27 protein-coding genes and 1 pseudogene are annotated in these 26484 nt (G+C 69.0%); 13 read left to right on the forward strand and 15 right to left on the reverse strand.

Annotated features, from left to right (window positions below):
- Window positions 1-4: 4 nt before the first annotated feature.
- The 6 genes from FV242_RS12345 to pyrH all read right to left on the reverse strand — a co-directional run bounded on the left by FV242_RS12345 (window position 5) and on the right by pyrH (window position 5419).
- On the reverse strand, window positions 5-1387 hold the full coding sequence (locus FV242_RS12345) for a PepSY domain-containing protein (protein WP_147939140.1): 1383 nt from the start codon (window positions 1385-1387) through the stop codon (window positions 5-7).
- Window positions 1388-1426: 39 nt separating this feature from the next.
- Window positions 1427-1819 (reverse strand): hypothetical protein, encoded by a 393-nt coding sequence (locus tag FV242_RS12350; RefSeq protein ID WP_246691983.1) that lies wholly within the window; start codon window positions 1817-1819, stop codon window positions 1427-1429.
- Window positions 1820-1873: 54 nt separating this feature from the next.
- A complete protein-coding gene (dxr, locus tag FV242_RS12355) occupies window positions 1874-3052 on the reverse strand; it encodes a 1-deoxy-D-xylulose-5-phosphate reductoisomerase (protein WP_147939141.1) in 1179 nt (392 codons plus the stop codon).
- A gap of 32 nt (window positions 3053-3084) precedes the next feature.
- Window positions 3085-3942 (reverse strand): phosphatidate cytidylyltransferase, encoded by an 858-nt coding sequence (locus tag FV242_RS12360; protein ID WP_147939142.1) that lies wholly within the window; start codon window positions 3940-3942, stop codon window positions 3085-3087.
- Between the two features lie 19 nt (window positions 3943-3961).
- Window positions 3962-4525, reverse strand: coding sequence for a ribosome recycling factor (frr, locus tag FV242_RS12365; RefSeq protein WP_147855135.1), 564 nt, complete (start codon window positions 4523-4525; stop codon window positions 3962-3964).
- Window positions 4526-4696: 171 nt separating this feature from the next.
- Entirely contained in the window at window positions 4697-5419 is a 723-nt protein-coding gene (pyrH, locus tag FV242_RS12370; RefSeq protein WP_147908130.1) for a UMP kinase, read from the reverse strand.
- Between the two features lie 188 nt (window positions 5420-5607).
- Here pyrH and FV242_RS12375 point away from each other — a divergent pair, with 188 nt between their 5' ends.
- From FV242_RS12375 to FV242_RS12385, 3 genes are all read left to right on the forward strand, one after another.
- Complete coding sequence (locus FV242_RS12375) at window positions 5608-6510, forward strand: diacylglycerol kinase family protein (RefSeq protein WP_147939143.1); 903 nt, start codon at window positions 5608-5610, stop codon at window positions 6508-6510.
- Window positions 6507-7322, forward strand: coding sequence for a metallophosphoesterase (locus FV242_RS12380; RefSeq protein ID WP_147908128.1), 816 nt, complete (start codon window positions 6507-6509; stop codon window positions 7320-7322). The genes FV242_RS12375 and FV242_RS12380 overlap by 4 nt, the downstream gene beginning before the upstream one ends.
- 377 nt (window positions 7323-7699) lie before the next feature.
- Window positions 7700-8098 (forward strand): nuclear transport factor 2 family protein, encoded by a 399-nt coding sequence (locus FV242_RS12385; RefSeq protein WP_246692686.1) that lies wholly within the window; start codon window positions 7700-7702, stop codon window positions 8096-8098.
- Between the two features lie 216 nt (window positions 8099-8314).
- Here FV242_RS12385 and tsf read toward each other — a convergent pair whose 3' ends face one another.
- The 4 genes from tsf to FV242_RS12405 all read right to left on the reverse strand — a co-directional run bounded on the left by tsf (window position 8315) and on the right by FV242_RS12405 (window position 12337).
- Window positions 8315-9241 (reverse strand): translation elongation factor Ts, encoded by a 927-nt coding sequence (gene tsf, locus FV242_RS12390; RefSeq protein WP_147908127.1) that lies wholly within the window; start codon window positions 9239-9241, stop codon window positions 8315-8317.
- A 118-nt stretch (window positions 9242-9359) separates the two neighbouring features.
- Entirely contained in the window at window positions 9360-10427 is a 1068-nt protein-coding gene (locus FV242_RS12395) for a 30S ribosomal protein S2 (RefSeq protein WP_147908126.1), read from the reverse strand.
- Between the two features lie 267 nt (window positions 10428-10694).
- Window positions 10695-11435, reverse strand: a complete 741-nt coding sequence (locus tag FV242_RS12400) for a pseudouridine synthase (protein WP_147939144.1) — start codon at window positions 11433-11435, stop codon at window positions 10695-10697.
- Window positions 11432-12337, reverse strand: a complete 906-nt coding sequence (locus FV242_RS12405; protein WP_147939145.1) for a class I SAM-dependent methyltransferase — start codon at window positions 12335-12337, stop codon at window positions 11432-11434. Before FV242_RS12405 ends, FV242_RS12400 begins: the two co-directional genes overlap by 4 nt.
- Before the next feature lie 254 nt (window positions 12338-12591).
- On the opposite strand from FV242_RS12405, the gene FV242_RS12410 reads away from it, so the two are divergent.
- Window positions 12592-14670, forward strand: a complete 2079-nt coding sequence (locus tag FV242_RS12410) for a prolyl oligopeptidase family protein (RefSeq protein WP_147939174.1) — start codon at window positions 12592-12594, stop codon at window positions 14668-14670.
- A 77-nt stretch (window positions 14671-14747) separates the two neighbouring features.
- Here the strand turns inward: FV242_RS12410 and era are convergent, their stop codons facing one another.
- The 5 genes from era to FV242_RS12435 form a co-directional block, all read right to left on the reverse strand.
- The gene (gene era / locus FV242_RS12415) at window positions 14748-15734 is read right to left on the reverse strand and encodes a GTPase Era (RefSeq protein WP_147939146.1); all 987 of its coding nucleotides are present in this window, start codon (window positions 15732-15734) and stop codon (window positions 14748-14750) included.
- Entirely contained in the window at window positions 15731-16495 is a 765-nt protein-coding gene (gene rnc, locus FV242_RS12420) for a ribonuclease III (RefSeq protein WP_147908157.1), read from the reverse strand. The genes era and rnc overlap by 4 nt, the downstream gene beginning before the upstream one ends.
- An 11-nt stretch (window positions 16496-16506) precedes the next feature.
- A complete protein-coding gene (gene lepB / locus FV242_RS12425; protein ID WP_147853668.1) occupies window positions 16507-17307 on the reverse strand; it encodes a signal peptidase I in 801 nt (266 codons plus the stop codon).
- A 252-nt stretch (window positions 17308-17559) separates the two neighbouring features.
- Complete coding sequence (gene acpS / locus FV242_RS12430) at window positions 17560-17970, reverse strand: holo-ACP synthase (RefSeq protein ID WP_147939147.1); 411 nt, start codon at window positions 17968-17970, stop codon at window positions 17560-17562.
- On the reverse strand, window positions 17967-18731 hold the full coding sequence (locus tag FV242_RS12435) for a pyridoxine 5'-phosphate synthase (RefSeq protein ID WP_147939148.1): 765 nt from the start codon (window positions 18729-18731) through the stop codon (window positions 17967-17969). The genes acpS and FV242_RS12435 overlap by 4 nt, the downstream gene beginning before the upstream one ends.
- A 376-nt stretch (window positions 18732-19107) precedes the next feature.
- On the opposite strand from FV242_RS12435, the gene rpsF reads away from it, so the two are divergent.
- The 9 genes and pseudogenes from rpsF to FV242_RS12480 all read left to right on the forward strand — a co-directional run bounded on the left by rpsF (window position 19108) and on the right by FV242_RS12480 (window position 26407).
- The gene (gene rpsF / locus FV242_RS12440; RefSeq protein WP_147939149.1) at window positions 19108-19584 is read left to right on the forward strand and encodes a 30S ribosomal protein S6; all 477 of its coding nucleotides are present in this window, start codon (window positions 19108-19110) and stop codon (window positions 19582-19584) included.
- A 3-nt stretch (window positions 19585-19587) separates the two neighbouring features.
- The gene (gene rpsR / locus FV242_RS12445; protein ID WP_091712669.1) at window positions 19588-19845 is read left to right on the forward strand and encodes a 30S ribosomal protein S18; all 258 of its coding nucleotides are present in this window, start codon (window positions 19588-19590) and stop codon (window positions 19843-19845) included.
- Window positions 19846-19972: 127 nt separating this feature from the next.
- Window positions 19973-21004, forward strand: coding sequence for a DUF2232 domain-containing protein (locus FV242_RS12450; RefSeq protein WP_147939150.1), 1032 nt, complete (start codon window positions 19973-19975; stop codon window positions 21002-21004).
- A gap of 41 nt (window positions 21005-21045) precedes the next feature.
- Window positions 21046-21618 carry a 50S ribosomal protein L9 gene (gene rplI, locus FV242_RS12455; protein WP_147908117.1) on the forward strand — a complete coding sequence of 191 codons (573 nt, stop codon included), beginning with the start codon at window positions 21046-21048 and terminating at the stop codon, window positions 21616-21618.
- 303 nt (window positions 21619-21921) lie between these two features.
- Window positions 21922-23409 carry a replicative DNA helicase gene (locus tag FV242_RS12460; protein WP_147853662.1) on the forward strand — a complete coding sequence of 496 codons (1488 nt, stop codon included), beginning with the start codon at window positions 21922-21924 and terminating at the stop codon, window positions 23407-23409.
- A gap of 204 nt (window positions 23410-23613) precedes the next feature.
- Window positions 23614-24054, forward strand: a pseudogene (locus FV242_RS12465) (DUF29 domain-containing protein); the annotation flags it as partial.
- Window positions 24055-24145: 91 nt separating this feature from the next.
- Window positions 24146-24595 carry a cupin domain-containing protein gene (locus tag FV242_RS12470; RefSeq protein WP_147908115.1) on the forward strand — a complete coding sequence of 150 codons (450 nt, stop codon included), beginning with the start codon at window positions 24146-24148 and terminating at the stop codon, window positions 24593-24595.
- Window positions 24596-24605: 10 nt separating this feature from the next.
- The gene (locus FV242_RS12475; RefSeq protein WP_147939152.1) at window positions 24606-25508 is read left to right on the forward strand and encodes an SMP-30/gluconolactonase/LRE family protein; all 903 of its coding nucleotides are present in this window, start codon (window positions 24606-24608) and stop codon (window positions 25506-25508) included.
- Entirely contained in the window at window positions 25505-26407 is a 903-nt protein-coding gene (locus FV242_RS12480; RefSeq protein WP_147939153.1) for a VOC family protein, read from the forward strand. Before FV242_RS12475 ends, FV242_RS12480 begins: the two co-directional genes overlap by 4 nt.
- Window positions 26408-26484 lie beyond the last annotated feature (77 nt).

A 26484-nucleotide genomic window follows, 5' to 3' on the forward strand; every position in this document is an offset into this window, starting at 1 on the left:
GGAGTCAGGCGGTCCTACGCCGGTGGGCGACCTGAACGGCGCAGTCGATCGTGAGCATGCCCAGGATCGCGAGTCCGGTCAGGGGAAACAGCACGCCGAGCCCGGCGATCACCAGGGCGACGGTCGCCACCACCCGCCGGTCCCGCGGCCAGGGCGGCACACCGAGTCCGCCGGCTGGGCGCCGCTTCCACCACATCGTGGCGGCGGTGACGGCGAGCAGGATCGTGGCAAGGCAGAACGCCAGCATGGCGAACTGGTTGATCCGGCCCCAATGCTCTCCCTTGTGGATGCCGATCCCATACTGGATCGCGCGCGCGACCGAGCCAAGGTCGGCAAAGTGGACGTCGACCAAAGGTGCGCCGGTGTACTGATCGAGGGAGATCATCCGTTGCTGCGCGACGTCATGCGGGTAGACGGCGGCCGCGTAGACCCCGTCGACTCCGACCGGGAGCGCGAGTTCGTAGCCCCGCTCCATCCCGAGCCGCTTGAGAATGTCCGCTGCCTGATCGATCCCGATCGGTTCAGCCGTCCGCCCAGCCGGCAGCGAGCGCGGCACCGGCGCATCCTGCAAGGTCCAGCCCGCATCCGGCAGCCGCGCGCGCAGCGGCACTCTCGAGACCGGTTTGCCGGCCCACAGGATCGCCGGCTGGCCAAGGCCTGCGGCGTTCGACCAGGTCCGGAGCTGCTGCCCCCACCAGATCGACCAGGGTAATCCGGTGATCGCCAGGAACAGCAGGCCGCTGCCAGCCACGAGCCCGGTCACCGCGTGCAGGTCGCGCCACCAGACCCGGCGGCGCGGCGTACCCCGCAGGCTGACGATGCCGCCGCCCTGGCCGCGCGGCCACCACAGGTACAGGCCGGTGACGACCAGGATGATGGCGAAGCCCGCCACAACTTCGATCACCGCGTTGGCCAAGGCGCCGAAATAGCTGAGGCTGTGCAGCTGCCGCACCACCATCATGAACTCGCCGTCGCGATCCACACGGTCGAGCACCGAGCCGGTATAGGGATCGAGGTAGACGAGGCGCTTGCGTCCCCCCTCGGACAGCGTGACCACCGCCGATGCGTCGGGCGCGGCCGGGTCCGCATAGGAGACCGGCACCCCACCCGGTTCGGCCTGCAGGGCGTTGAAGATCAGGCGGTCCGGCCCGAGCGGTGCCGTCGCCTGGACGGCCACGCGGGTCCGGTAGGCGAACAGGCTGCCGTTGATCTCGTCCTTGAACAGGTAGAGCGCCCCGGTGGCCGACAGGGTGATCAGGAACGGCAGGCACAGCAGGCCGGCGTAGAAGTGCCAGCGCCACACGGCACGATAGACGGCCTCGCGGGATGCGCGCAGAGCGGCGACGGCCCCGAACGCTGGGGCATCGCCGTGCAGAAGAATCGACATGGGAACGGTCCGGGCCTGAACGATCGGGAAGCGGGATCGTCAGGCGGCGGGCGGACCTCGGGCGGAGGTGGCGGTGCGCGGCGGGCCCGTCTTCGGGCGCTCGGCTTCCGGCTGCCAGGCGAGGCGCGAAGCCGGCGCGAACGGCCACGCGACCACCGCCGGCTCGGACACGGGCAGCGCGACGCTTCCGGCCTGCACGAGCGTGCAACACGGATGGGCGTGGTGCGCGACAGTTTCGTCGTCCGGCGCCCCCGACCCGTGCTCGGCGCACAGGACCGCACCGGGCAGCCCGACCGCGCGGGCCGGCGTCGCAAAGCCGAGGAAAGCCTGAAGCAACAGCGCGTAGAGCGCGACCATCCCGATGATCGCGCGGCCTTGAACCGTCTGGGGCAGGCACCGGCGCATGGCGTCGTTGTTAGGCGTCTCCGCCACCTGCCGTCAACGGGATGCCGGAAGCGCGGAAGCGGCTTCCCACGCGACGTTCGTTCAGCCGGCTGCGCGCAACTCCGGCAGCGCCTCGGCGCTCCAGACCCGGACATGGGCGTCGATAGCCAGCGCCTCGTCCACGTCGGCGGGTGCCGTGCGGTACGGGCCGGCGAAGTGTTCGCAGGCCCGCTCGACGATGTCGCTGATGCCGTAGAATCCGATCCGGCCGGCGATGAAGGCTGCCACCGCCACCTCGTTGGCCGCGTTCATCACGGTGGGCGCCGCACCGCCAGCGGCCAGCGCCGCCCGGGCGATGCGCAGGCACGGAAAGCGCTCCTCGTCGGCCGCCTCGAAGGTCAGCGCGCCGAGCTTCACGAGATCCAGGGGCCGGCCCCGGGCGATGGTCAGGCGGTCGCCGAGCCCGAGGCAATGCGAGATCGGCACGCGCATGTCGGGCAGGGCCAGCTCCGCGGTCACGGCGCCGTCGAGCCAGTAGACGAGGCCGTGGATCACCGATTGCGGGTGCACGACCACGTCCAGGCGCTCGGGCTCGATGCCGAACAGGTGGTAGGCCTCGATCAGCTCCAGACCCTTGTTCATCAGGCTGGCCGAATCGATGTTGATCTTCATGCCCATCGACCAGGTCGGATGGGCCGCGGCCTCGGTGGCGGAGGCGGCGGCGATCCGCTCGCGGGTCCAGGTCCGGAACGGGCCGCCGGACGCCGTGATCATCATGGTGCGGACATCCGCCAGCGGCCGGCCGGCAAGCGCCTGGCTCAGGGCGTCGTGCTCGGAATCCATCGGCAGGATCGTGGCGCCGTAGCGCGCGGCGTCGCGCATGAAGGCGTCGCCGGCACAGACCAGGCTCTCCTTGTTGGCGAGCGCGACCTTGCGGCCGAGCCGGAGCGCGGCGTGGGTCGATTTCAGACCGGCGGCGCCGCTCACCGCGGCGACCACGATGTCGGCGTCCCGGGAGGCGGCCTCCATCACAGCGCTCTCGCCGGCCCCGTTGGCGATGCCGCTGCCCGAGAGCGCCTCGGCCAGCGCCGGGCCGGCGGTCTCGTCGGCCAGCGCCGCGAAGGATGCGCCGAGCTCGCGCGCGACCTTGGCCAGCGCGATCGCGTCGCGACCGCCGACGACGGCGCCGGTGCGGAACCGGTCCGGATGCTGGGCGAGCAGGTCGGCGGTGGAGCGGCCGATCGAGCCGGTGGCGCCGAACACGGTGACGACCTGGGTCACGGGTGAAACTCCCTCATCGTCATGGAATAGCGTCATGGGATCAGGCCGCTCCCGCGCAGGGCGAGATAGAGCCCGGCCAGCACGGCGACTGCGAAAAACCCGTCGAGCCGGTCCATGACGCCGCCATGGCCCGGGATGATCTTGCTCGAATCCTTGACCCCGTAGCGGCGCTTCAGACCGGACTCCGCAAGGTCGCCGGCCTGGCTCAGCACGGAGGCCAGGGCGCTCACCCCGGCGACCATCGGCAAGGAAGCGGCGCTCGGCAGTTCCAGACCGGCGAGGTCGGCGGCCATGGCCGCAAGCGACCCGGCCACGACGGCGCCGATCAGGCCGCCGATGGCGCCCGACCAGGTCTTGTTGGGCGAAACCCGGGGCATCAGCTTCGGGCCGCCGATCTTGCGGCCGGCGAAGTAGGCGGCGATGTCGGTGGACCAGACCACGGCGAACATCCAGGCCGGGCCAATGAGGCCGATCCCGGGATCGTCGCGCAGGGCCACGGGCACCGAGGCGATCGCGGCCGCCCCGAGTACGCCGGCGAGCGCACGCAGGCGGCCGGAGGCGGTGCGGGCCACCGTGGCGCAGGCCGCGGCCCCGAGGAGCAGGACGGCGATGCAGGCGAGGGCGGGTGCGCCGCCACGCTGGCACAGCAGGAGGGCGGCGAGCGTCGCCGCGCCGAGCGCGATCAGCACCTCGCGCGGCTCGGTGCGACTCATCACCATCCACTCGGCGAAGCCGATGATGCCGGCAGCGAGCCAGATCCCGGCGAACGGCCAGCCACCATAGACGAGGGCCACCAGGATCGCGGGGGCGAGCACCACGCCCGAGGCGACGCGCAGCCAGAGTTCGCGCCGCCCGGAGGGGCGTGCGGCCGGTGGGGCGGTGGGGGTCACGCGCGTCTCGGCCTTCGCCTCAGACGTGCATGATCTCCTTCTCCTTCGAGGCGAGCACGCCGTCGATCTCGGCGATGTACTGGTCGGTCGCCTTCTGGACGTCGGCAGCCTGGCGCTTCTCGTCGTCCTCCGAGATGGCGCTGTCCTTCAGGAGCTTCTTGAGGTGGTCGAGCCCATCCCGGCGGACGTGGCGCACGGCGACGCGCGCCTCCTCGGTGTACTTGTGGGCGACCTTGACCATCTCCTTGCGGCGCTGCTCGTTCATCTCGGGGATGCGCAGCCGGATGGTCTGGCCCTCAGTTTGCGGGTTGAGGCCGAGATCGGATTCGCGGATCGCCTTCTCGACGGCGGTGACCATGCTGCGGTCCCAGACCGAGATCGAGAGGAGCCGCGGCTCCGGCACGCTCACGGTTGCGACCTGTGCCATCGGCATCGAAGAGCCGTAGGCATCGACCTGGATCGGATCGAGCAGCGAGGGCGTGGCGCGTCCGGTCCGCAGGGATCCGAGATCCTTGGAGAGCGACGCGACCGCGCCCTGCATGCGGCGCTTGATGTCGTTGAGGTCGAATTCCGGTGTGGCCATGGTGGTGGTCCCGACAGATCTGACGTCGTCTTCTCGCCCGGTACGGGCAGTCGCGGCCTCAATGGCGGAATTTTCCCGGTGCCGCAAACCTCTGGAGCATCGTCCCGAAAGGTGACGACCTGTTTTTGGACACCAACGATGCGCGTCGAGGAGCGCGCGTCCCGGGCCGGATCAGGGCGCCACGAGGGTAGAGGGTGCCTCGCCGGACAGGATCCCGGCGATCGAGCTCGGCGGATGCAGCGAGCCGACCACGATCGACAGCCGGCTCTCGCGGGCGAGCGCGAAGGCTGCGGTGTCCATCACCTTGAGGTCGCGGGCGATCGCCTCGTCGTGGGTCAGGCGGTCGTAGCGCGTGGCGTGCGGGTCTTTCTTGGGGTCGGCCGAGTAGACGCCATCGACCTGCGTGGCCTTGAGCACGGCGTCGCAGCGCAACTCGGCGGCGCGCAGCACCGCGGCCGTGTCGGTGGTGAAGAACGGGTTGCCGGTTCCGCCGGCCAGGACCACCACCTGACCCTTGTCGAGGTGGTGCAGGGCCGGTTGGCGGGCATAGGTCTCGCAGATCGTCGGCATCGATACCGCCGACATGGTCCGGGCCGGCACGCCCGCAGCGTTGAGCGCGGTCTCGATCGCCAGTGAGTTCATCACGGTGGCCATCATGCCTAGGGAATCACCCGTGGCCCGGTCGATCCAGCCGGCCGCTGAGATGCGGGCGCCACGGATCATGTTGCCGCCGCCGACCACGATGGCGATCTCGGCCCCGGACTCGATCGTGCGGGCGATGTCCTCGGCGAGCGCCGCCAGCGTCGGCGGATGGAGCCAGTAGCCGTCCGGGGCGGCCAGGGCCTCGCCCGACAGCTTGAGGAGGATACGGCGAAACGGCGTCGCTTCCGGCATCTCGATCTCCGGTTCCATACCGCATCACCCGAACCCGCGAGGCTTCTACGTCAGCCGCGGGATCGGCGTCGAGGGGCGGACGCCGATCCCGGCGGGGATCACGGGGACGAAGTCCCACCGACACGCGATCGACGTGCAGCTTTGGCAGAGGAGCGGGGCACGCCATCGGGATGAACACCCGGGATTTCATGCGCATCGCACTCGTCATTAACGCCGCGTCCGGGGCCGCGGCGTCCGGCACGACGCCGGAGGCGATCCGGGAGAAGCTCGTGGCGGCCGGGATCGAGCCCCTGGGGGAGGCCGACCGCGGGGCGGCTCTGCCGGTACGGATCGCCGCCGCAGCGTCGGAGCCGGGCATCGACGCCCTGGTGGTCGCTGGCGGCGACGGCACCATCGCGTGCGCGGCCGCCGCCCTCGTCGGGAAAGCGACGCCACTCGGCATCCTGCCGCTCGGCACGCTGAATCTCCTGGCCCGTGACCTCGGCGTGCCGCTCGATATCGATGCCGCGGTGGCGGCCCTCGTCTCGGGCACCCGGCGGCGGATCGACGTCGGTGAGGTCAATGGCCGCACGTTCCTGATCAACTCTGTGCTCGGCCTGCCGGCGCGGGTGACGCGGCACCGGGAAGTCCATCGCCGGCAACTCGGCTCGCGCAGCCTGCTGCGCTGGATCCACGGGGTTTTGCGCCATCTCGTACGCTATCCGCGGCTGACCGTGACCGGCACGATCGACGGCGTGGCGCGGACCTGGCGGTTCCGGCTGCTGGCGGTGGTGATCGGCGACTATGTCGAGCGGCCCGGCCACGTTCTAGTGCGGTCACCGGACGATGCCGGGCAGCTCACCCTCTACGTCCTGTCGCAGCTCTCGCTGGTGCGAACCCTCCGCCTCGCCCTCGGCTTCGCGTTGGGCGACTGGCGGCGGCTGCCGGACGTGGAACGGCTGCCGGCCGCCAACCTGACCATCGCATCGGAGACCCGGGCACTGCGGGTCATGAACGACGGCGAGGTGATGCTGCTCCCGACTCCGCTGCGCTACCGGATTCACCGGCGGGCACTGACCGTAATCGTCCCCGGGATGGGCGAACGCCGGTGAGACGGATCAGTCACATCTCCGACCTGCATTTCGGCCGTACTGACCCGGCCGTGGCGGAGGCCCTGATCAACGAGCTGAACGCCGATGCGCCGGACCTGATCGTAGCGTCTGGCGACTTCACCATGGCTGCACGGCCGTCGGAATTCGCGCAGGCCCGCGCCTTCCTCCATCGCCTGAAGACGCCTTGGATCGGGGTGCCGGGCAACCACGACATCTCGCCGTTCCGGCTGGTCCAGCGCTTCGTGTCCCCGTTCACGCGCTATCGGCGCGCCATCGCGGCCGAGACCGAGCCGTGCTTTGAGGACGCCGAGATCGGGGTCGTCTGCCTCAACACCGCACGGCGCTGGGCGCCGGAGCCGAATTGGTCGCACGGCGTGATCCGCCGCAGCCAGCTCGCCCGAGCGGAGGCCCGTCTCTGTGCGATGCCCGACCAGCTGTTCAAGATCGTGGTCGGCCACCACCCGTTCCTGCCGCCGCCCTGGGACCCGGGAACGCGCACGGTCGGGCACGCCGACCGGGCCTTGGCCTTGTTCCGCCGGTGCGGCGTGGGGCTGACGCTCGCCGGCCACCTGCATCGGCACTATGCGCGCTACGCGGAAGGAGGGGGATCAGTCCCCGATACGCTCGACCGGACTCTGGTCCCAGCGCGCCCGGGGCGGCTGCTGACCATTCAGGCCGGCTCGGCGACCTCGACGCGCCTGCGGGGCAACGAGCCCAATTCCTATAATCGCATCATTGTCGCGGAGGGCTGCGCCACCGTCCGGGTCCGGGTCTGGGACGGGGGCGCCTGGATCGATCTAGCGCCGGCATGACTGAAGCGTTCACGCCGGCGCCGTGTTTCAGCTCCCGGCGAACAATCCGACGGAGCCCAAAAGGGTCATGACCAAACCGGACGCGAACACGCCGATCATCAGGTAGGAGAAGGTTTTCAAAGCCATGGACGGCATGTAGCGCGGCCGTATCGAACCGCGTGTGCGCTGCAGCACGGGGCGTCGGGGATGAGGATCCGAACGCAGCCCGCGCAGCGTCTTATGGGCAGCGATGGGCGGAGATCAGCCCGGCCGCTCATAGGCAAGGTTCGGACCGAAGCAGGCACTTCAGTTCTTCGCAAGACGCCGTCCGGACCTTCTAACTCGCCGTATCCGAGGTTACGCTCGCAACCCGGATTGCCACCGCGAAAGGAAGTGCCGTGCCGGACGGAACGACTGCATTGAAGCCAAATGAACCGGACTACGACCGCCTGCTTCGGGCGAACCTCGAACGGGTGTTCAACGAACGCGACAGCGCCAAGCGTGATCACGCGTTGGATGAACTCTTCGTTGCCGATCCGGTCATGTATGAACCGGCCGACGTCGTCAGGGGACGCGCCGCAATTTCCGCCGTCGCCGGTAAGCTCCTCGAGGAGTTCGGGTCAAACTTCCGCTTCGTGCCTGATGGCGCTGCGACCGGGCATCACGGGTTCGGCGTTCTGCGCTGGCATGCCGGCCCACAGGATGGCCCGGTCACCCTCACCGGCTCGGACGTTGCGGAAATCGTCGAGGGTCGGATTACGCGCCTTTGGGTGATGCTGGACCCGCCGACACAGTAGAGGCGCTTGCTGGACGTCGACACGGTGCATCAGATGCCGCGATGAGCGTCCGCTCGAGGGCCGTGATCGATCGGTGTCGAGGGAACGATTCGAGCCCGCCACCGCCCTGGAACGGCCAAGCCGCGTCGTTCAAATCGTGGCCCCACCCATAAATAACCCCGCCCAGCTCGCGCCGGGCGGGGTTTCGAATTTCCGAACCCAAAGGTCCGAAAAGGATCAGGCGCGGCCGGCCTGCTGGGCGACTTCGGTGGCGAAGTCCGGGCCCTCTTCCTTCTCGATGCCTTCGCCCAGGGCGTAGCGGACGAAGCCGGTCAGGGCGACGGCGCCGCCGACCTTGCCGGCGGCTTCCTTGAGCACCTGGCTGACCGTCTTCGAGCCGTCGTGCACGAAGGGCTGCTCCAGGAGGGTGACCTCCTTGTAGTAGCTCTTGAGGCCGCTCTCGACGATCTTGGCGAGCACGTGATCCGGCTTGCCGGCGTTCTTCTCGCGCAGGATGTTCGACTCGCGCTCCAGGGTTGCGGCGTCGACGCCCGACGCGTCCAGCGCCACCGGGTTGGTGGCGGCGACGTGCATGGCAATCTGGCGGCCGAGCGCCGACAGGGCCTCGACGTCACCCTCGGACTCGAGCGCCACCAGCACGCCGATCTTGCCGAGGCCGTCGGAGACCTGGCTGTGGACGTAGGAGGCGATCACGCCCTTCTTGATCTCGAGCTTGGCGACCCGCCGCAAGTTCATGTTCTCGCCGATTGTGGCGATCAGGCTCTGCAGCTTCTCCGAGACGGTCTCAGTGGCGCCCGGGAAATGGGCGGCCTGGAGACCCTCCAGCGTGCCGTCGGTGTTGAGGGCGATCTTGGCGGCTTCGCGGGCGAAGGCCTGGAAGGCGTCGTTGCGGGCGACGAAGTCGGTCTCGGAATTGACCTCGACGATCGCGGCGTGATGGCCGGCGGATTCCACGGCGACCAGGCCTTCGGCGGCGACGCGGCCGGCCTTCTTGGCGGCCTTGGCGAGGCCCTTCTTGCGCAGCCAATCGATAGCCGCCTCGATGTCGCCCTGCGTCTCGTTGAGCGCGCCCTTGCAGTCCATCATGCCCGCGCCGGTCTTCTCCCGGAGCTCCTTCACCATCGCGGCGGTGATGTTGGCCATGGCGGTCCCTTTCGTATGGTCTGGATGAGAGAGGCCCGGCACGCGGGTGAGCGGCCGGGCCCGATAAGGTTGGATCCGCGACACCCCGATGGCCGGGGCGTCGCGAGGTCCGGAAGGCTTACACCGCGGCGGCGGCCTCGACGAAGCCGCGAGCCTGCGAGACCCACGAGTCGCGGTCGATGCGGCCGTTGAGCTTCAGGTCGGAATCGACCTTGGCGACCTCCTCGGGCGTCATCGCGGCGATCTGCCAGTAGTGGTAGATGCCGGCATCGTTGAGCTTCTGGACGATCTGCGGACCGGCGCCGTGCAGCTTGGTCAGGTCGTCAGGCGCGCCGCGCGGGGCGGCGAGCAGCTCGAAATGCTCGGTGGTCTCGGCGAGCATCGCCACGTCGGCCGGATCGAGCGCGTCGGACTCGACCGAGACGGCGGCGGCGTCGTTGGCCGGCAGCTCCTCGGCCTGCGGCTCCTCGGAGGCGCCCAGATCGACGCCCGACGAACCTTGGGCCCGCGAGATGCCGTCGATGGCGGCCTTCGCGATCAGGTCGCAGTAAAGCGCGATGGCGCGGCCGGCGTCGTCGTTGGCCGGAACGATGTGGGTGATGCCGTCCGGGTTGCAATTGGTGTCGACGATCGCGGCCACCGGGATCCCGAGGCGGTTGGCCTCCTTGATCGCCAGCTGCTCCTTGTTGGTGTCGATCACGAACAGCAGGTCCGGCACGCCGCCCATGTCCTTGATGCCGCCCAGTGCCTTCTCCAGCTTGTCCTTCTCACGGGACAGCATCAGGCGCTCCTTCTTGGTCAGGCCCGGGCCGCCGGTCTCGAGCGTCTCGGTGACCTTGCGCAGGCGCGAGATCGAGCCCGAGATGGTCTTCCAGTTGGTGAGCATGCCGCCCAGCCAGCGGGAGTTCACATAGTACTGGGCCGAGCGCTTGGCGGCGTCCGCGATCGTGTCGGCGGCCTGGCGCTTGGTGCCGACGAACAGCACCCGGCCGCCCTTGGCCACGGTGTCGCTCACCGCCTGAAGCGCGGTGTGCAGCGCCGGCACGGTCTGGGCCAGGTCGATGATGTGGATGTTGTTGCGGGTGCCGAAAATGTACGGCTGCATCTTCGGGTTCCAGCGGTGCGACTGGTGACCGAAATGGGCGCCCGCCTCGAGCAGCTGACGCATAGAGAAATCGACGGCCATATCTTTTTACTCTCCGGTTGGATCCGCCGCGGAGGGATGCAGCCGCCCGAAAGATTCGGTCGGCCACCGGAAGACGCCTCATTCAGGCATGAGGCCGGCTCCGCGTGTGGGATGGGCGGGCGCTTAGCAGAGGACGGGGCTCGATGCAAGGATTCGGGTGACGCGCAGGGAGCGGCTCGAGGCGTTCGCAACCGGTCGCGCTCGGCTCTGACGATGCTCCGATGGCTGCCGTCGCATTCGCTATGCTGACGTTCGCCGGAGGCCGCTTCAAGGGGCGGCAAACACCGCCGCAACATCGGGTTCGTTCATCACCCGATACCCCCCGGCCGGAAGGTCGGTCGGCAGGTCGAGCCCCCCGATTCGGTCCCGATGCAGCGCCACGACATGGTTGCCGATCGCCGCGAACATCCGGCGGACTTGGTGGTAACGGCCCTCGGTCAGCGTGACCGCGCAATGAGTCGGATCTTCCACCTCCAACTGCACCGGCAGCAACGGCCGGTCCTCACCCTCCAGCATCAGCGTGCCGGACGCGAAGGTGGCCGCTTCGGTCCCGTCGAGTGGCCGGTCCAGGGTGACCCGGTAGCGCTTCGCCACGTTCGCCTTGGGGGCGATGATCCGATGCAGCAATGCGCCGTCATCGGTGAGCAGCAGCAGGCCCGAGGTCTCCTTGTCGAGGCGCCCCACCGTCGAGAGCGGCGGGTCGCGCCGCCGCCAGCGCTCCGGCAGCAGCCCGTAGACCAGCGGGCCGGCCTCCTTGTGCGAGCAGGTCACGCCCAGCGGTTTGTGCAGCATCAGGCACAGCCCCGGCAACGGATCGACCGGTGCGCGGTCGATGGTCAGCCGCTGCGGGAGGTCCGGATCGAGGGCGATCCGGTCACCGGCATCCGCCACCTCCGCGCCGTCCAGCAGGATCGCGCCGCCCCGCGCCAGATTCTGGATCTCGCGGCGCGATCCGTAGCCGAGGTTGGCGAGCAGCTTGTCGAGCCGGACGGACTTCGTCGCCTTCATCGGCGCGCCTCGTAGACCCGGTAGCCGCCGGCCTGCACCGTGACCGCGACGTCGCGGAAGGCCGCCCCCAGGGCGGTCTCGTACGGGAGGTGCGCGTTGGCCACGAGCCACAGCGTGCCGCCCTTCCGCAACGCCTCGGCGGCCCGGGCGATGAACGTCCGGCCGAGCGCCTGGTCCTCGGTGCCGCCATCGTGGAACGGCGGATTCATGACGACGAAATCGAGGCTCCCCGGTACCGTGCCGCCCGCCCGGATGTCGGCCCAGACGATCGTGGCGCGCGGGTCGGCGACGTTGCGATGCGCCATGTCTACGGCGCGGCGATCGACCTCGACCAGCGTCAGCGCCGTGACGGCGGGCGAACCCAGGATTACCCGGGACAGGATCCCGAGGCCGCAGCCGAGATCGGCGCCCCGTCCCTTCATCGCCGGAAGGTTGGCCAGGAGCAGCGCCGTGCCGGGATCGAGCCGATCCCAGGAGAAGATGCCCGGCTGCGTGCACAAGGCCAGGTTGTCGACGTGGCGCGGCCCGCCCTCGTCGATCGCGGCCGCGAGCCCGGCCGGTTCCGGCGGCCGCACCAGCGTGCAGATCCGGTGGTGGCGGCGCGGCTCGTCGGCCGCTTGGCATTCGAAGGCGGCCAACTCCTTGGCCAGCCGGGCACCACCCCGGTCCTTCGGGGCGAGCGCAATCATCCGGCCGCCGGGCACGAGGGCCCGCAACGTATGGGCGAGGACGTAGCGCCGCTCGATAGTGCCGGGCGGTGCCAGCACGGTCGCGGCGTCGAGGCTGCCCTCGGACAGATCTTCGAGCCGGGCAGAGCCGGGGATCAAGGGGGACAGCTGGACGGCGTCACCGGGGACCTCGGCGAGGTCAACCGGCGGCAGGCCGTAGACGGCGTGGCGCATGAATGATTCAGGATCTGGAGAGCTGGCATCGGAACGCGAATCCACGGCGGAGCGGGAAACCCGCGCCCGACTCGGATCATCCGGGGGGAACGATGCCTGTTACACTGGAATGGGCCCGGAAGCCCAGCCTCAGGATCCGCGCACCTCGCCGTCCGATCCCGACCGAGCCTCCAACCGGCAACCGGTGCGTGTGTGCAAACTGACGCGGCCACAGCCGTTCACGAAACCCCGGATCCGGGTCTATCGTGTCCGCCATGACCGTTCCGATCGATCCGCGCCCGTCCCTGCAGCATCCGGACGACGATCCCTATCTCTGGCTGGAGGAGATCGACGGGCCGGAGGCGCTGGCCTGGGTCGAGGGGCGCAACACCGAGACCCTCGCCCGCTACGGCGATGCCGCCTTCGCCCGGGACCGCGACCTCGCGCGTGCGATCCTCGATCGGCCGGATCGGATCCCGCTGGTATCGCGGCGCGGCGGACAGCTGTACAATGTCTGGAAGGACGCCGAGCATCCCCGCGGTCTGTGGCGGCGCACCGACGAGGCGAGCTTCCGGACCGGGGTGCCGGACTGGGACATCCTGCTCGATCTCGACGCCCTGGCCGTCGCGGAGGGCGAAGATTGGGTCTGGGCCGGATCGTCGATCCTGAAGGACGGCCATGACCGAGCCCTGCTCTCCCTCAGCCGGGGCGGCGGCGATGCCAAGGTCGTGCGCGAATTCGACCTGACGGCCCGCCGCTTCGTGGCCGACGGCTTCGTCCTGCCCGAGGCGAAGGGCGGGGCTGCCTGGCTCGACCGCGATACGCTGCTGGTGTCGAGCGCCTACGGCGACGGCATGGCCACACGTGCGGGCTACCCGCGCACCATTCGGATAGTATCGCGCGGCTCGGATCCACAGGCCGCCGCGGTGCTGTTCGACGTGCCCGAGACCAGCATGGCCGCATGGGCCTCGGTCGATCGGGAGACGGGCGTCGAGCGGCTCGTCTTCATCGAGCAGGTCGGCTTCTTCGATACGAAGATCCACTTGGGCGACCGGACTGGCCCGCGCACGGAGCTCGACCTGCCCTCCGACGCGGATGTGCAGATCGACCGGGATTACCTCGCCGTGCGACCGCGCCGGCCCTGGTTCGTGGACGGCGTAGAGCACGCGACCGACACCGTGCTGGCGCTGCCGCTTTCCGGGTTCCTGGCCGGACGTCGCGACTTCGCGGTGCTATGGCAACCGGACGAGCGCCGGGCGCTCCAGGACGTGTTCTGGTCGGCGGGGCGCCTGTTCGTGCATGCGCTCGACAATCTGCGCCCGACCTACACGGTTTGCACGCCGGGGGACGATACCTGGACGACGCAGCCGTTGGAGGGGCTGCCGGCGCTCGGCAGCGTCAATGTCTGGCCCCTCGACGGCGATCCCGAGGAGGCGGACGGCACGCTGCTGGCGCTGGTGCACGACCCCGTGACGCCCGCGACGCTCCTCATCATCGCGCCGGATCTCGGAGGACCCGCGGTCTTACGCGCAACGCCGCCGGCCTTCGACGCGCGTGGATTGCGCGTGACCCGGCATGAGGCGATCTCGGTCGACGGAACGCGCGTTCCCTATGTCCAGACCGGCCCGGAGGGCCAGACCGGCGAGGCCCCGGTGCACATGACCGCCTACGGCGGTTTCCGGATCCCGCTGCTGCCGAGCTACGCGCCGGTTCTCGGGAAGCTCTGGATGGAGCGGGGCGGTACGAACGTCGTCGCCAATATCCGCGGCGGCGGCGAGTTCGGGACGCGCTGGCACGATGCCGGCCGCCGCGAGGGCAAGACCCGGGCGCATGACGACTTCGCAGCGGTCGCGGCCGACCTCGTCGCGCGCGGCGTGACGCGGCCGGGCCGGATCGCCGCGGAGGGCGGATCGAACGGCGGCCTGCTTATCGCCAACATGCTGACCCGCTATCCGGAGCGCTTCGGGGCCCTGTTCTGCACGATCCCGCTGATCGACATGCGCCGCTACACCAAGCTCCTGGCCGGGGCGAGCTGGATCGCCGAATACGGCGATCCGGACGACCCGCAGGACTGGGCGTTCATCCGTGCGATCTCGGCCTACCATGCGGCTGAAGCAGACCGGCCCTACCCGCCGATCCTGCTGGCTACGAGCCGCCGTGACGACCGCGTGCATCCGGGCCACGCACGCAAGATGGCCCGGAAGCTGAACGCGCTGGGCTATGACGCGGCCTTCTACGAGCCGGCCTCGGGCGGACACGGCTACGGCAAGGACAATGCCGAGGCGGCGGCGTTCATGGCGCTGGGCCTGACCTTCCTGCGCCGGTCGATCGGCTGGTCCGAACCGGACGCCTGACGAACGCGAGAGCCCTGAATGTCTCAGGGGCTCAGCCGCCGAACCCCGCCAAAGGGCCTCGCCCCTTGATACCCGGCTCAGCCGCGCGGGAATTCGAGACCCATCTCGCGGTAGCGGGCCGGGTCGTCGGCCCAGTTCTCCCGGACCTTCACGTGCAGGAACAGGTGGACCTTCGTGTCAGCCGCCTCGGCGATTTCGATGCGGGCCGCCTGGCCGATCGCCTTGATGGTCTGGCCGCCCTTGCCCAGGACGATCGAGCGCTGGCTCTCGCGCTCGACGAAGATCGTCTGCTCGATCCGCACCGACCCATCCGGCCGGATCTGCCACTGGTCGGTCTCGACCGTGGACCGGTATGGCAATTCCTCGTGCAGCCGGTCGTAGATCTTCTCCCGGGTGATCTCGGCGGCGAGCATGCGCAGCGGCGCGTCCGAGACCTGATCCTCCGGATAGAGCCACGGGCCCGGTGGCATCCGGGCGGCGAGCGCCCGACGGAGATCGCCGACGCCATCGCCCTTGAGCGCTGAGATCATGAAGGTCTCGGCAAAGGGAGAGGCCGCATTGAGCTTGGCGGCGAGATCGAGCAGCCGCTCGCGCGGGATCAGGTCGATCTTGTTGAGGATCAGCATCTTCTCGCGCTTCACCCCGCCCAGTCGGCTCAGGATCGCCTCGACCTCGTCGTCCAGGCCCTTGCGGGCGTCGACCAGCAGGCACACCGCATCCGCGTCGGCGGCGCCGCTCCAGGCCGAATGCACCATCGCCCTGTCGAGCCGACGCTTCGGCGCGAAGATGCCGGGGGTGTCGACCAGGATGACCTGGGCTGATCCCTCGATCAAGATGCCGCGCACCAGCGCCCGGGTCGTCTGCACCTTGCGTGAGACGATCGAGACCTTCGTGCCGACCAGGTTGTTGAGGAGCGTCGACTTGCCGGCATTCGGCACGCCGATGAGCGCGACGAAGCCCGCCCGGGCATCGGCGGGCGTGCCCGGGAGCGCCGAGGGGGCCTTCGGTGCCGAGCCCTCGGCCGGGCCGTCATCCTGTGCGTCGTTGTGATCGTGATCGGTCATGCTGTCTCCGTCGGTCCCGCCTCGGGGACGGTACCGATACCCTCGCGCTCCATCAGCGCGCGGGCGGCCTCCTGCTCGGCGACACGCTTCGAGGTGCCCTCGCCGTGTCCCGGCTCGAGCCCCTCGACCTGTACGGCAATGCGGAACCGGGGCGCATGATCCGGGCCGGTGCGCTCGACCACCGCGTAAATGGGGATCGGCAGGCTCCGGCCCATTGCCCATTCCTGCAAGGCGGATTTCGCGTCGCGGCCGCGATGGGCCGACAGGGGCTCGGTCGGGTGGAAATGCGCCTCGACGATCAGGCGCGCCGCGTCGAAGCCGGCATCGAGGTAGACCGCCCCGAGGATCGCCTCGCACACGTCGGCCAGGATCGTCTGGTTGCGGCGACCGCCGCCCATCACCTCGCCCTGGCCGAGGATCAGGTGCGGCCCGACCTCCCAGGAGGCCGCCACCGCCGCGCAGGTCTCCCGGCGCACGAGGCCGGCCAGGCGACGCGACAGGTCACCCTCGTCGGCGTCCGGAAAGGCGGCATAGAGCCGGTCCGCCACCGCCAGCCCGAGCACGCGGTCGCCGAGGAATTCCAGGCGCTGGTAGCTGCCGCCGCGTCCGATGGCCTTGCTGGTATGGGTCAGGGCCCGGGTCAGCAGGTTCTGATCGGCGAAGGTGTGGCCGATCCGCTCCTCCAGGACGCCGAGCGGCGGCCTGGGCTTGTGGGAACGCCGCGCCCGGGAAGACGGTCGGGCCTGTCCAGCCTCGTCCAAGTCCGGGCCGTTCAATGGATGGTCGAGAACAGGCGCGACCAGCGCACGTGGGCCGGCCAGTTCCAGAGCTGCCAGGCCGGGGTGCCCTCGTCGATCGAGAAGAAGATCATCTCGGCGCGCCCGACCAGGTTGGCGAAGGGCACGTAGCCGACGCTGGCGAGATCCCGCGAATCGGTGGAATTGTCCCGGTTGTCGCCCATCATGAAGAAATGACCGCTCGGCACGGTGTAGAGTTCGGTCTTGTCCCAGAACCCGTTGTCGCCGTCCCGCTCGATCACCCGGTGGACGACGCCGTTCGGCAGCGTCTCGAGGTATTGGGGCACCTTGGTCGCCTGGCCGTAGGGATCGGTCGTCTCGTAATCCGCGATCCGCTCGCGCTTGACCGCCTTGCCGTTGATGTTGAGCACGCCGTCGATCATCTGGATCTTGTCGCCCGGCAGCCCGATCACGCGCTTGATGTAATCGGTTGCATTGTCCTTGGGCAGCTTGAACACCGCGATGTCGCCGCGCTTCGGCTCGGCCGCCCAGACGCGCCCATCCGCCTGAATCGGAATGTATTCCGACAGCGGAAGCGAGTACTTCGAGTACCCGTAGGAGTACTTGGATACGAACAAGTAATCGCCGATCAGCAGCGTCGGCACCAGCGAGCCCGACGGGATGTTGAACGGCTGGAACAGCAGCGTGCGCACCACGAGGGCGATCAGCAGCGCCTGGACGCCGACCTTCAGCGTCTCGCGGATGCTGGCCCAGGTGCCGGTCTCGACCGGTTTCGTCAGCGGCTTGCCGTCGTGATCCACGCGTGCGCGTTCCATCTTCAGACTCAGATTCCGTCGCCGGAGCACGCCCCGGCTCTTCCGTTATCGTACGATGGTCCCGGAAAGCCTGCTTCCGCAATCCCGCATCATACGCCCGCCGCCAGCAGGGCACGGCCCCGCCGCTCGCGGCGGATCAGCGGTTGTCCCGAGGAATGCGCCGCAATCGTGTCCGCTGCGTGCGGCGGTCTAGACCAAGCGCGAGCCCCCCGCAACGCGCGAGGGGTGCGGGGTAATCCGCCATCCCGGATCTTAACCGGATGACGTAGTCGGCAGCGCCTCAATGATCACGAAGGCTTGAGCCATCGGCGGGTCGTCCGTCAGGCTGACGTGCAGGCGGCCCTCATGCCCCACGGGCAGCAGTTCGGAGAGGCGTGCGGCGGCGCCACCGGAGAGCCGCAGGGTCGGCTGGCCGGAGGGCAGGTTCACCACCTCCATGTCGCGCCAGAACACGCCGGCGCTAAGGCCCGTCCCCAGGGCCTTGGCACACGCCTCCTTGGCGGCGAATCGCCTGGCATAGCCGGGCGCCCGCGCGGCGCGGCGATCGCAGCGCGCCCGCTCCCCGTCCGTGAACACCCGGTGTGTGAAGCGATCGCCGTGCCGCTCCAGCGTCCGGGCGATCCGGTCGATGTCGCAGAGATCCGAGCCGATGCCGATGATCATGCGCGCCGGCCACGATCCATCGCGGCCCGCATGTTCCGGACAGCCTGGGCGAGCCCTACGAAGATCGCGTCGGCGATCAGCGCATGGCCGATATTCAGCTCCCGGATCTGCGGCAGCGCCGCCACCGGGCCGACGCTGTCGACCGTGAGCCCGTGGCCGGCATGGATCTCAAGGCCGAGGCCGGCGCCGTGCTGGGCGGCCCGCGTGATCCGGGCCAGCTCGTGGGCGATGCGCCCGTCGTCCCCCGCCACGGCGGCCTCGCAGTAGCTGCCGGTGTGCAGCTCGACGACCGGAGCGCCGAGCGCGGCGGCCGCCTCCATGATCGCCGGTTCGGGCTCGACGAACAGCGACACCCGGATGCCGGCCTCGGCGAGGGCCCGGATGCGGGGGGCGAGATGAGGGCGGCCGCCGACGATGTCGAGGCCGCCCTCGGTGGTGCGCTCCGCACGTTTCTCCGGCACCAGGCAGGCGGCGTGGGGCCGGGTCGCCAGGGCGGTCGCCACCATCTCGTCGGTCGCGGCCATCTCGAAGTTCAGCGGCACCGTGAGGTCGCGCTTCAGCGCGGCGATGTCGGCGTCCCGGATGTGGCGGCGGTCCTCGCGCAGATGCGCGGTGATCCCGTCCGCTCCGGCCTCGACCGCCAGGAGGGCCGCGCGAACGGGATCGGGATACTGCTCGCCGCGTGCATTGCGCACGGTGGCGACGTGGTCGATGTTGACGCCGAGGCGCTGCTTCTCGAAGGGCGTGTTCTCGGACGTCATGGGCTCATCGGTCCCGGGGCCGGCCTGCTCCGGCAGGCGCCCTCGAACCGCCGATATGCTGGCGGCGCGCCCCATCGGCAAGACGGACTGGTACGTTGGCAGAGCGGACGCGTCCGGACCTGCCGCCCTTGCCAGTGCGGGAAAAAACCAGTATGCGCCGCCCCTCGCGTTCGCTCCGGCCGGGGGCTGAACGGACGGTGCCGCTCGCGGCATAGGGTCTTGAACGACCCGTCGTCCGGTGTCTCCGCCTTCGATCAACCGCTCGGGCCTGAAAATCGGCTCGAAGGGCTTGGCGCCGAGCGTCTCGCGAAATGAACCGGCCCGAACCAGCTGCCTTCGGGCGGCCGGGCTCCTTTTGACACTGAAAGGCCCGAATATGCCTCTCTACGAGCACGTGCTCTTGGCCCGGCAGGACGTGACGTCCCAGCAGGTCGAGACGATGATCGACACCTACAAGGGTGTGATCGAGCAGAACGGCGGCCGCCTCGAGAAGATCGAGATGTGGGGCGTGAAGTCCCTGGCCTACCGCATCAAGAAGAACCGCAAGGCGCATTTCGCGCTCCTCAACATCGACGCCCCGCCGGCTGCCATCGCCGAGATGGAGCGCCAGATGCAGATCTCCGAGGACGTGCTGCGCTTCATGACCGTCCGGGTCGAGGATCTCGATCCCGAGCCGTCCGCGATGATGCAGAAGCGCGACCGCGACGACCGCAAGGATCGCGAGCGCGGCCGGCGTCGTGACGATGACGGCTTCGGCGGTGGTGGCGGCGGCGGCTTCGGCGGCGGCGACCGTCCGGACCGTGGCGATCGCGGTGGCGATCGTCCCGAGCGTACGTTTGGCGGGGAGGCCTAAGCCATGGCATTTGGTGCTGGTGCGGGTGCTGGCGGCGGACGCCGTCCCTTCTTCCGTCGTCGCAAGACCTGTCCGTTCTCCGGCGCGAACGCGCCGAAGATCGACTACAAGGACGTCAAGCTGCTGTCCCGCTACGTGTCGGAGCGCGGCAAGATCGTGCCGTCGCGCATCACTGCGGTGTCGGCCAAGAAGCAGCGCGAGCTCGCCCAGGCGATCAAGCGCGCCCGCTTCCTCGGCCTGCTGCCCTACGTGATCAAGTAGGCTGATTCGACCGTCCGGCCCGGGCTAGACCCGGGCCGGTCCTCACAGAGCGATCTGGCATCGCTCGATCGTTGGGGCGCAGTGTCGCCTCTAACCCTGCCTTGATGGCAGCGGGACAGCGGAATCCATGGCACAACATATCGGCATCGGTATCGGCGCGGGCCTCGTCTCCGCACTCCTGTTCGGAGTGTTGTTGAAGGCGACCCCGCTGGCGATCGTGCTCTACCTCGTGGCGCCGCTGCCGATCCTGATCGTCGGCCTGGGCTGGAGCCACAAGGCGGCGTTGGCCGCCGCAGCGGCCGGCAGCCTGGCGCTGGCCCTGGTGATCGCGCCCTTCATGGGCCTCGCCTACGCCGCCTACATCGCCCTTCCGGCCTGGTGGCTCGCTTATCTGACCCTGCTCGGCCGCGAGACGTCTTCCGGCCTCGAATGGTACCCCACCGGCCGCCTGCTCGGCTGGACCGCCGCCACCGCGGCGCTGGCGTTCATCGCCATTGCGGTTCTGTCCTCGCCGAACCACGCGGCCTTCGACGCGCAACTGCGCGGGCTCGCCCGTACGCTGGTCCAGGTCCGCGATCCCGCTGCCCGTCCGACGCCGGACCGTCGTGCCGAGGTGCCCCAGCCGGAGGTGACCGAGTCCGGTTCGGACCCCGCGTCGGACACGGAGCAAGCACCCAAGGCCGGCGCCGACGAGGCCGAGGTGACCCGGACCGAGGTCGCGGACGCGCTCGCGCGCGTCGTCCCGGCCTTCGCGGCCAACGGTCTGGCTTTGCTCCTCACCTTCTATCTCTGGGCCTCGGCCAGGATCGTGAAGATCTCCGGCCGGCTGCCGCGGCCCTGGCCGGACCTGCCGGCGACCGCAATGCCGCGCACCACCCTGGTGACCCTGGCCGCGGCCGTGCTGATGTGCTTCGCCCCCGGCTACGTCGGCGTGTTCGGCGTGGCGCTCGTGGGGGCGTTCAGCGCGGCTTTCGCGCTCCAGGGTCTCGCGGCGTTCCACGACCGCTCGCGCGGCCGGCCCGGTCGCGGGCTGATGCTGTTCGGCATGTACCTCATCCTGTTCGTGACCCAGGGTGTGGCCCTGGTGGCACTCACCCTGTTCGGCTTGGCCGACACCGCCCTCGATCGCCGACGTCCCAAGGACAACCCGGCGCCGTGAGTCCCCGGCCCGCGAGGCCGACCAACTGAAGGAGAAAAACGATGGAAGTGATCCTGCTCGAGCGCGTGGCCAAGCTTGGCCAGATGGGCGAGACCGTGAACGTCCGCCCGGGCTTCGCCCGCAACTTCCTGCTCGCCCGCGGCAAGGCCCTGCGCGCGACGGAATCCAACAAGAAGCACTTCGAGTCGCAGCGCGCCCAGCTCGAGGCCCGCAACCTCGACCGCAAGAAGGACGCCGAGGCCGTCGCCGAGAAGCTGAACGGCCAGAGCTTCATCCTGATCCGCCAGTCGGGCGAGACCGGCGTGCTCTACGGCTCCGTCTCCACCCGCGATCTCGCCGAGGTGGTGGCCAAGGACGGCTTCACGGTCGATCGCGGCCAGTTCATCCTGAACCAGCCGATCAAGACCCTCGGCCTGCATAACGTCCCGGTGGTCCTGCACCCCGAGGTCGATGTCCAGGTCACGGTCAACGTCGCCCGCAGCCCCGAGGAGGCCGAGCGTCAGGCCCGCGGCGAGTCGGTCACCGAGCGCGAGGCGTTCAACCTCGACGACCTCGGCCTAGAGGTCGGCATGGCGTTGGCCGATGCCGGCGAAGGTGCCGACGACCGCGGCTGATTCTCTCGGGACGACCGGTTTTCGCCGCTCCGCAAGGGCCCTCCGGGTCGCGCGGGGCGGCGCAGGCCGGAGCCCTGTATACCGGTGAAGACTGGGGATCGGTCCCTCCGAGACTTGACACGTTCCAGTTTTGTTCCAGCATGGACGCCCGCCCCTCGCGAGAGTCGGCGGGCGTCCGTTCGTCCGGGCCGGGGCCGGACGAACCGGCCGTCGGCTAGGCTTCAGTAACCATACTGAGGCCAAGGTCGCGCGGTGTGATCCTGGTGCGCCCGCCGCGGCGCCTGAATTCGGAGTCGTCCGCCGATGGCCCTGCCCAATGCGCTCACGGCCAAGCTGGAAGCGGTCCAGGCCGAGTACCGCGTCGCCCCGCACAACATCGATGCGGAGCAGGCGCTGCTCGGCGCCATTCTGGTGAACAACGACGCCTATTACCGGGTGTCGGACTTCCTGCTGGCCGAGCACTTCATGGAGGATGCCCACCAGCAGATTTTTTCCGTGGCGGCGTCCCTGATCCGGGCCGGCAAGCTCGCCACGCCCATCACTATGAAGACCTATCTGGGCGACGCCGATTTCGGCGGCCAGACGGTGATGCAGTACCTCGCTCGGCTTGCCGCCGACGCGACTACGGTGATCAACGCCGGCGCCTACGGCCGCACGATCTACGACCTCGCCATCCGCCGTCGCCTGATCACCATCGGCGAGGATCTGGTGAACGGGGCCTACGAAGCTCCGGTCGAGCAGGCGCCCCGCGACCAGATCGAGGAGACCGAGCGGCGCCTCTACGAGCTCGCCGAGGCCGGCAAGTACGATGGCGGCTTCCAGAAGTTCTCCGACGCGCTCACCGCCGCGGTCGACATGGCCGCGAAGGCCTACCAGCGGGACGGCAAGCTCTCGGGCATCGCCACCGGCCTGTCCGACCTCGACGCCAAGATGGGCGGCCTGCAATCCTCCGACTTGATCATCCTCGCGGGCCGCCCGGCCATGGGCAAGACCTCGCTGGTGACCAACATCGCCTTCAATATCGCCAAGGCGTATCGCGGCGAGAAGCAGGCGGACGGCACGATGCAGACCGTCAACGGCGGGATCGTGGGGTTCTTCTCCCTTGAAATGTCAGCCGAGCAGCTCGCCACCCGCATCATCGCCGAGCAATCGGGCGTGCCGTCCTACAAGATCCGCCGCGGCGACATCCGGCCGGAGGATTTCTACAAGATCACCGACGCCGCGCGGGATATGCAGACGATCCCGTTCTACATCGATCAGACCGGCGGCATCTCGATCGCCCAGCTCGCTGCCCGCGCCCGGCGCCTCAAGCGCCAGAAGGGGCTGGACTTGCTGATCGTCGACTACCTGCAGCTGCTCTCCGGCTCCGGCAAGCGCAGCGACAACCGCGTGCAGGAGATGACCGAGATCACCACCGGCATGAAGGCGCTGGCGAAGGAGCTGGCTGTGCCGATCATCGGGCTGTCGCAGCTCTCGCGTCAGGTCGAGAACCGCGACGACAAGCGCCCGCAGCTCTCGGATCTGCGTGAATCGGGCTCGATCGAGCAGGACGCCGACGTGGTGATGTTCGTGTTCCGCGAGGAATACTACGTCAACAACAAGAAGCCGCGGGAGGGCACGGAGGAGTTCTTCGCCTGGGAGGCAGAGATGAACCGCGTCCACGGCAAGGCCGAGGTGATCCTGGGCAAGCAGCGCCACGGTCCGACCGGGACGGTGGAGCTGCAGTTCGACGCGAACATCACCCGGTTCTCGAACCTCGCCCAGAGCGAGCGGCTGCCCGAGCAGATGTGATAGAGACTCGTCCCGAAAGGCGGCAGCCGAATTTCGGGAAAAGGTCACACGGATCAAAAGGCTACCGCATCTTGTGGGTTCTGATACCCGGCATGATGCGGTCGTGTGGCGATGACCGTGTGAACGGGCGGCTGCGAGGATGTGGTCGTGACAGATCCGAACCGGGCGCCGCAGAAGCTGTAGCCGGCGCGGTACGAGGACGATGTCTATGCCTGGACGCAGGAGCAGGTGCATCTCCTTCAGGCGGGTGCTTGGGCGCGTCTCGCCATCGAACATCTTGGGGACGAGATTGCCGAAGTGGGCCGCAGCGAACGCCACGTGCTGACGAGCGCCGTCTGCGTGATCCTGCTTCACCTACCGACGTGGGATCATCAGCCCACGCGGCGGAGCCGCAGCTGGATGACGTCGATACCGACGCAGCGCAGCTTAGTGGCGGAGCGTCTTGAGGACAGCCGAAGCCTCAAGTCGCAGATCCAGGCGTTCATGAATCGGGCCTATCATCGCGCGCGGATCGAGGTGGCAGGGGAGACTGGGCTTGATGAGGGCGCCTCCCCGCCGTTCTGCCCCTACGACTTTACCGCGATCATGACCCGGCCGATTCCCTGGCTGCCGGACGACGGCGAGCCCCGATCGACGCGCAGGTAGGGTCGCCCCCGGCGGTCTGCGGTCGCTGCGAACCATCGCCGGATCCGGCCGTTGAGCGGAAGACGAATGTCCCGCCGCCGCAGGATCGACGATGACCGAGCCGACCCCTCCCAAGATGCCGTATTGGCACGTCTATACCGACGGGGAGGGGGTGAGCCGCCAGGAGCTCTTTTCCATCGAGCGCTTCACGTTCGAAGGGATCAACCCCGAGACCGCGCCGCAATGGAACGACAAGATGGACCCGGCGCCGTCGGTGGTGACCTTCACGGTGCTGCCGGTGGGTTGGGTCGGCGAGTGGCATGAGAACCCCCGACCGCAATGGATCGCGATCCTGTCTGGCCGCTGGTTCGTGGAGACCATGGACGGCCACCGGGTCGAGATGGGCCCGGGCGAGCTGATGATGGGCGAGGACCAGAACACCAGGGTCCGCGATGGTAAGAAGGGCCACCTCTCGGGCACCGTCGGCGACGAGCCCTGTACCATGATCGTGACGGGGCTCCAGGTTGAGCCGACCGTCAACCAGCCCGGCCGCTTCAAGTAGGGCCCGCGGCATGGACGGCTTCGAGCTGACGCAGCCGCGCTTCAAGGCGTATGTGCTGCCGAACGCGCCACTGGAAAAGCTCGCCGACGGCTTTCGCTGGACCGAAGGCCCTGTCTATTTCGGCGACCGCAACGAGTTGCTGTTCTCGGATCTTCCCAACAACCGGGTGATGCGCTGGACGGATCAGGCCGGGCTGAGCGTCTATCGCGAGGGAAGCGACTTCGAGAACGGCCACACCCGGGATCGCCAGGGGCGGCTTCTGTCCTGCTCGCATCGCGGCCGGCGGATCCACCGGACCGAACTCGACGGCCGCATCACCAGCCTGGTCGAGCATTATCAGGGGCGGCGGCTCAACTCGCCCAACGACATCGTCTGCAAGTCCGACGGCACGATCTGGTTCTCGGATCCGCCCTACGGCATCCAGACCGATTACGAAGGCGGCAAGCAGGAAGCCGAGCTTCCTGCTTGCCTCTACCGGTTCGACCCCCGCGACGGGTCGCTGCGCGTGGTCGCAGACGACTTCCAGGGTCCGAACGGCCTGTGTTTCTCCCCCGACGAGCGTAAGCTGTACGTTGTCGAGACCGGGCTGCAATTCGCAACGGACCCGATCCAGCACGTGCGCGTGTTCGACGTCGCCGAAGATGGCGGCCTGTCCGGTGGGGCGATGTTCTGCAAGATCGCGCCCGGCAATGCCGACGGGATCCGCTGCGACGAGCATGGCAATGTGTGGTCCAGTGCCGGCGATGGCGTACACTGCATCGACCCCGGCGGCGAATTGATCGGCAAGATCCTGGTGCCGACGACGGTCGCGAACCTCACCTTCGGTGGCCGCAACGACAGCCGCCTGTTCCTATGCGCCTCGCATACGCTGTACGCGATCTACACCAACGTGCGCGGGGCGCGGCTGCTATGAGCGGCGTCCGGGCCATCGTCGGCTTCGGCCGCACCGTGGCGGACCTCGCCGTCACGGAGGCCTTTTATCGCGACGGTCTCGGCTTCGAGCGGATCGCTCCGCCGGAACCGGTGCCGACCGCCCAGGCCGAGGCGATGGGTCTGACGGGGCTGCAGGCCCGGCAGCTGCGCCTGCGTCTCGGCGGCCAGATGGTGACGTTCCTCACGGTCGAGCCCCCCGGCGCGGCTTACCCGGTCGATCCTGCGGCGACCGATCCGTTCTTTCAGCACCTCGCGATCCCGGTGCGCGACATCGATGCTGCGATGGCGCAGCTCGGCCGGGTCGAGACGACGCCGATCAGCCAGGGCCGCGCGCAGGTCCTCCCCGCGTCCTCGGGTGGCGTCACCGCGTACAAGTTTCGCGATCCGGACGGGCATCCTCTGGAACTGATCTTCTTCCCTGATGGGGAGCCAGCCGCGCGCTGGCGCGCCGCGCCGGGCCTGTTCCTCGGGATCGACCATTCGGCGATTACCGTCGCCGATCTCAATCGGACGCTGTCGTTCCTCACCGGCGCCCTGAACCTGCACGTCGCGCAAACCGGCCTGAACCGGGGGCCCGAGCAGGCGCGGCTCGACGGCCTCGATGATCCCGTGGTCGACGTGATGGCGCTCACGCCGCCCGCACCCGCGCCGCACATGGAACTGCTGCACTACCGTCAGCCGGCCGGCTCGAAGCGGTCAAACACGGTGTTCGGCGCGGCCGACCGTGCCTCTACGCGATTCGTCTTTTCCGTGGCCGATATGGACGGGCTGCTCGAGGTACTCCGTGTCGCAGGGTTTGCACGTCGTTCGTCCGTGGATGGCGAGGCTGCCTATTGTGTGGGACCGAATGGCCATGGGTTCCTGTTCGTGAAGGCTTGAGCCCGCGGACGGACGCTGCGTGTTGCGCACTTGACGCGTCGCCCCTCCGGCGTCCAATCCGGCCGCCCCGGAGGTCA

The organism is Methylobacterium sp. WL64 (assembly GCF_008039945.1).
Classification (GTDB): Bacteria; Pseudomonadota; Alphaproteobacteria; order Rhizobiales; family Beijerinckiaceae; genus Methylobacterium.

Coding starts and splice junctions, on each gene's coding strand:
- FV242_RS12345 (WP_147939140.1), bottom strand. CDS start 1,387: ATGTCGATTCTTCTGCACGGCGATGCCCCAGCGTTCGGGGCCGTCGCC.
- frr (WP_147855135.1), bottom strand. CDS start 4,525: ATGGCCACACCGGAATTCGACCTCAACGACATCAAGCGCCGCATGCAG.
- pyrH (WP_147908130.1), bottom strand. CDS start 5,419: ATGCCGGAAGCGACGCCGTTTCGCCGTATCCTCCTCAAGCTGTCGGGC.
- FV242_RS12375 (WP_147939143.1), top strand. CDS start 5,608: ATGCGCATCGCACTCGTCATTAACGCCGCGTCCGGGGCCGCGGCGTCC.
- tsf (WP_147908127.1), bottom strand. CDS start 9,241: ATGGCCAACATCACCGCCGCGATGGTGAAGGAGCTCCGGGAGAAGACC.
- FV242_RS12395 (WP_147908126.1), bottom strand. CDS start 10,427: ATGGCCGTCGATTTCTCTATGCGTCAGCTGCTCGAGGCGGGCGCCCAT.
- FV242_RS12400 (WP_147939144.1), bottom strand. CDS start 11,435: ATGAAGGCGACGAAGTCCGTCCGGCTCGACAAGCTGCTCGCCAACCTC.
- FV242_RS12405 (WP_147939145.1), bottom strand. CDS start 12,337: ATGCGCCACGCCGTCTACGGCCTGCCGCCGGTTGACCTCGCCGAGGTC.
- FV242_RS12410 (WP_147939174.1), top strand. CDS start 12,592: ATGACCGTTCCGATCGATCCGCGCCCGTCCCTGCAGCATCCGGACGAC.
- era (WP_147939146.1), bottom strand. CDS start 15,734: ATGACCGATCACGATCACAACGACGCACAGGATGACGGCCCGGCCGAG.
- lepB (WP_147853668.1), bottom strand. CDS start 17,307: ATGGAACGCGCACGCGTGGATCACGACGGCAAGCCGCTGACGAAACCG.
- acpS (WP_147939147.1), bottom strand. CDS start 17,970: ATGATCATCGGCATCGGCTCGGATCTCTGCGACATCGACCGGATCGCC.
- FV242_RS12435 (WP_147939148.1), bottom strand. CDS start 18,731: ATGACGTCCGAGAACACGCCCTTCGAGAAGCAGCGCCTCGGCGTCAAC.
- rpsF (WP_147939149.1), top strand. CDS start 19,108: ATGCCTCTCTACGAGCACGTGCTCTTGGCCCGGCAGGACGTGACGTCC.
- rpsR (WP_091712669.1), top strand. CDS start 19,588: ATGGCATTTGGTGCTGGTGCGGGTGCTGGCGGCGGACGCCGTCCCTTC.
- FV242_RS12450 (WP_147939150.1), top strand. CDS start 19,973: ATGGCACAACATATCGGCATCGGTATCGGCGCGGGCCTCGTCTCCGCA.
- rplI (WP_147908117.1), top strand. CDS start 21,046: ATGGAAGTGATCCTGCTCGAGCGCGTGGCCAAGCTTGGCCAGATGGGC.
- FV242_RS12460 (WP_147853662.1), top strand. CDS start 21,922: ATGGCCCTGCCCAATGCGCTCACGGCCAAGCTGGAAGCGGTCCAGGCC.
- FV242_RS12470 (WP_147908115.1), top strand. CDS start 24,146: ATGACCGAGCCGACCCCTCCCAAGATGCCGTATTGGCACGTCTATACC.
- FV242_RS12475 (WP_147939152.1), top strand. CDS start 24,606: ATGGACGGCTTCGAGCTGACGCAGCCGCGCTTCAAGGCGTATGTGCTG.
- FV242_RS12480 (WP_147939153.1), top strand. CDS start 25,505: ATGAGCGGCGTCCGGGCCATCGTCGGCTTCGGCCGCACCGTGGCGGAC.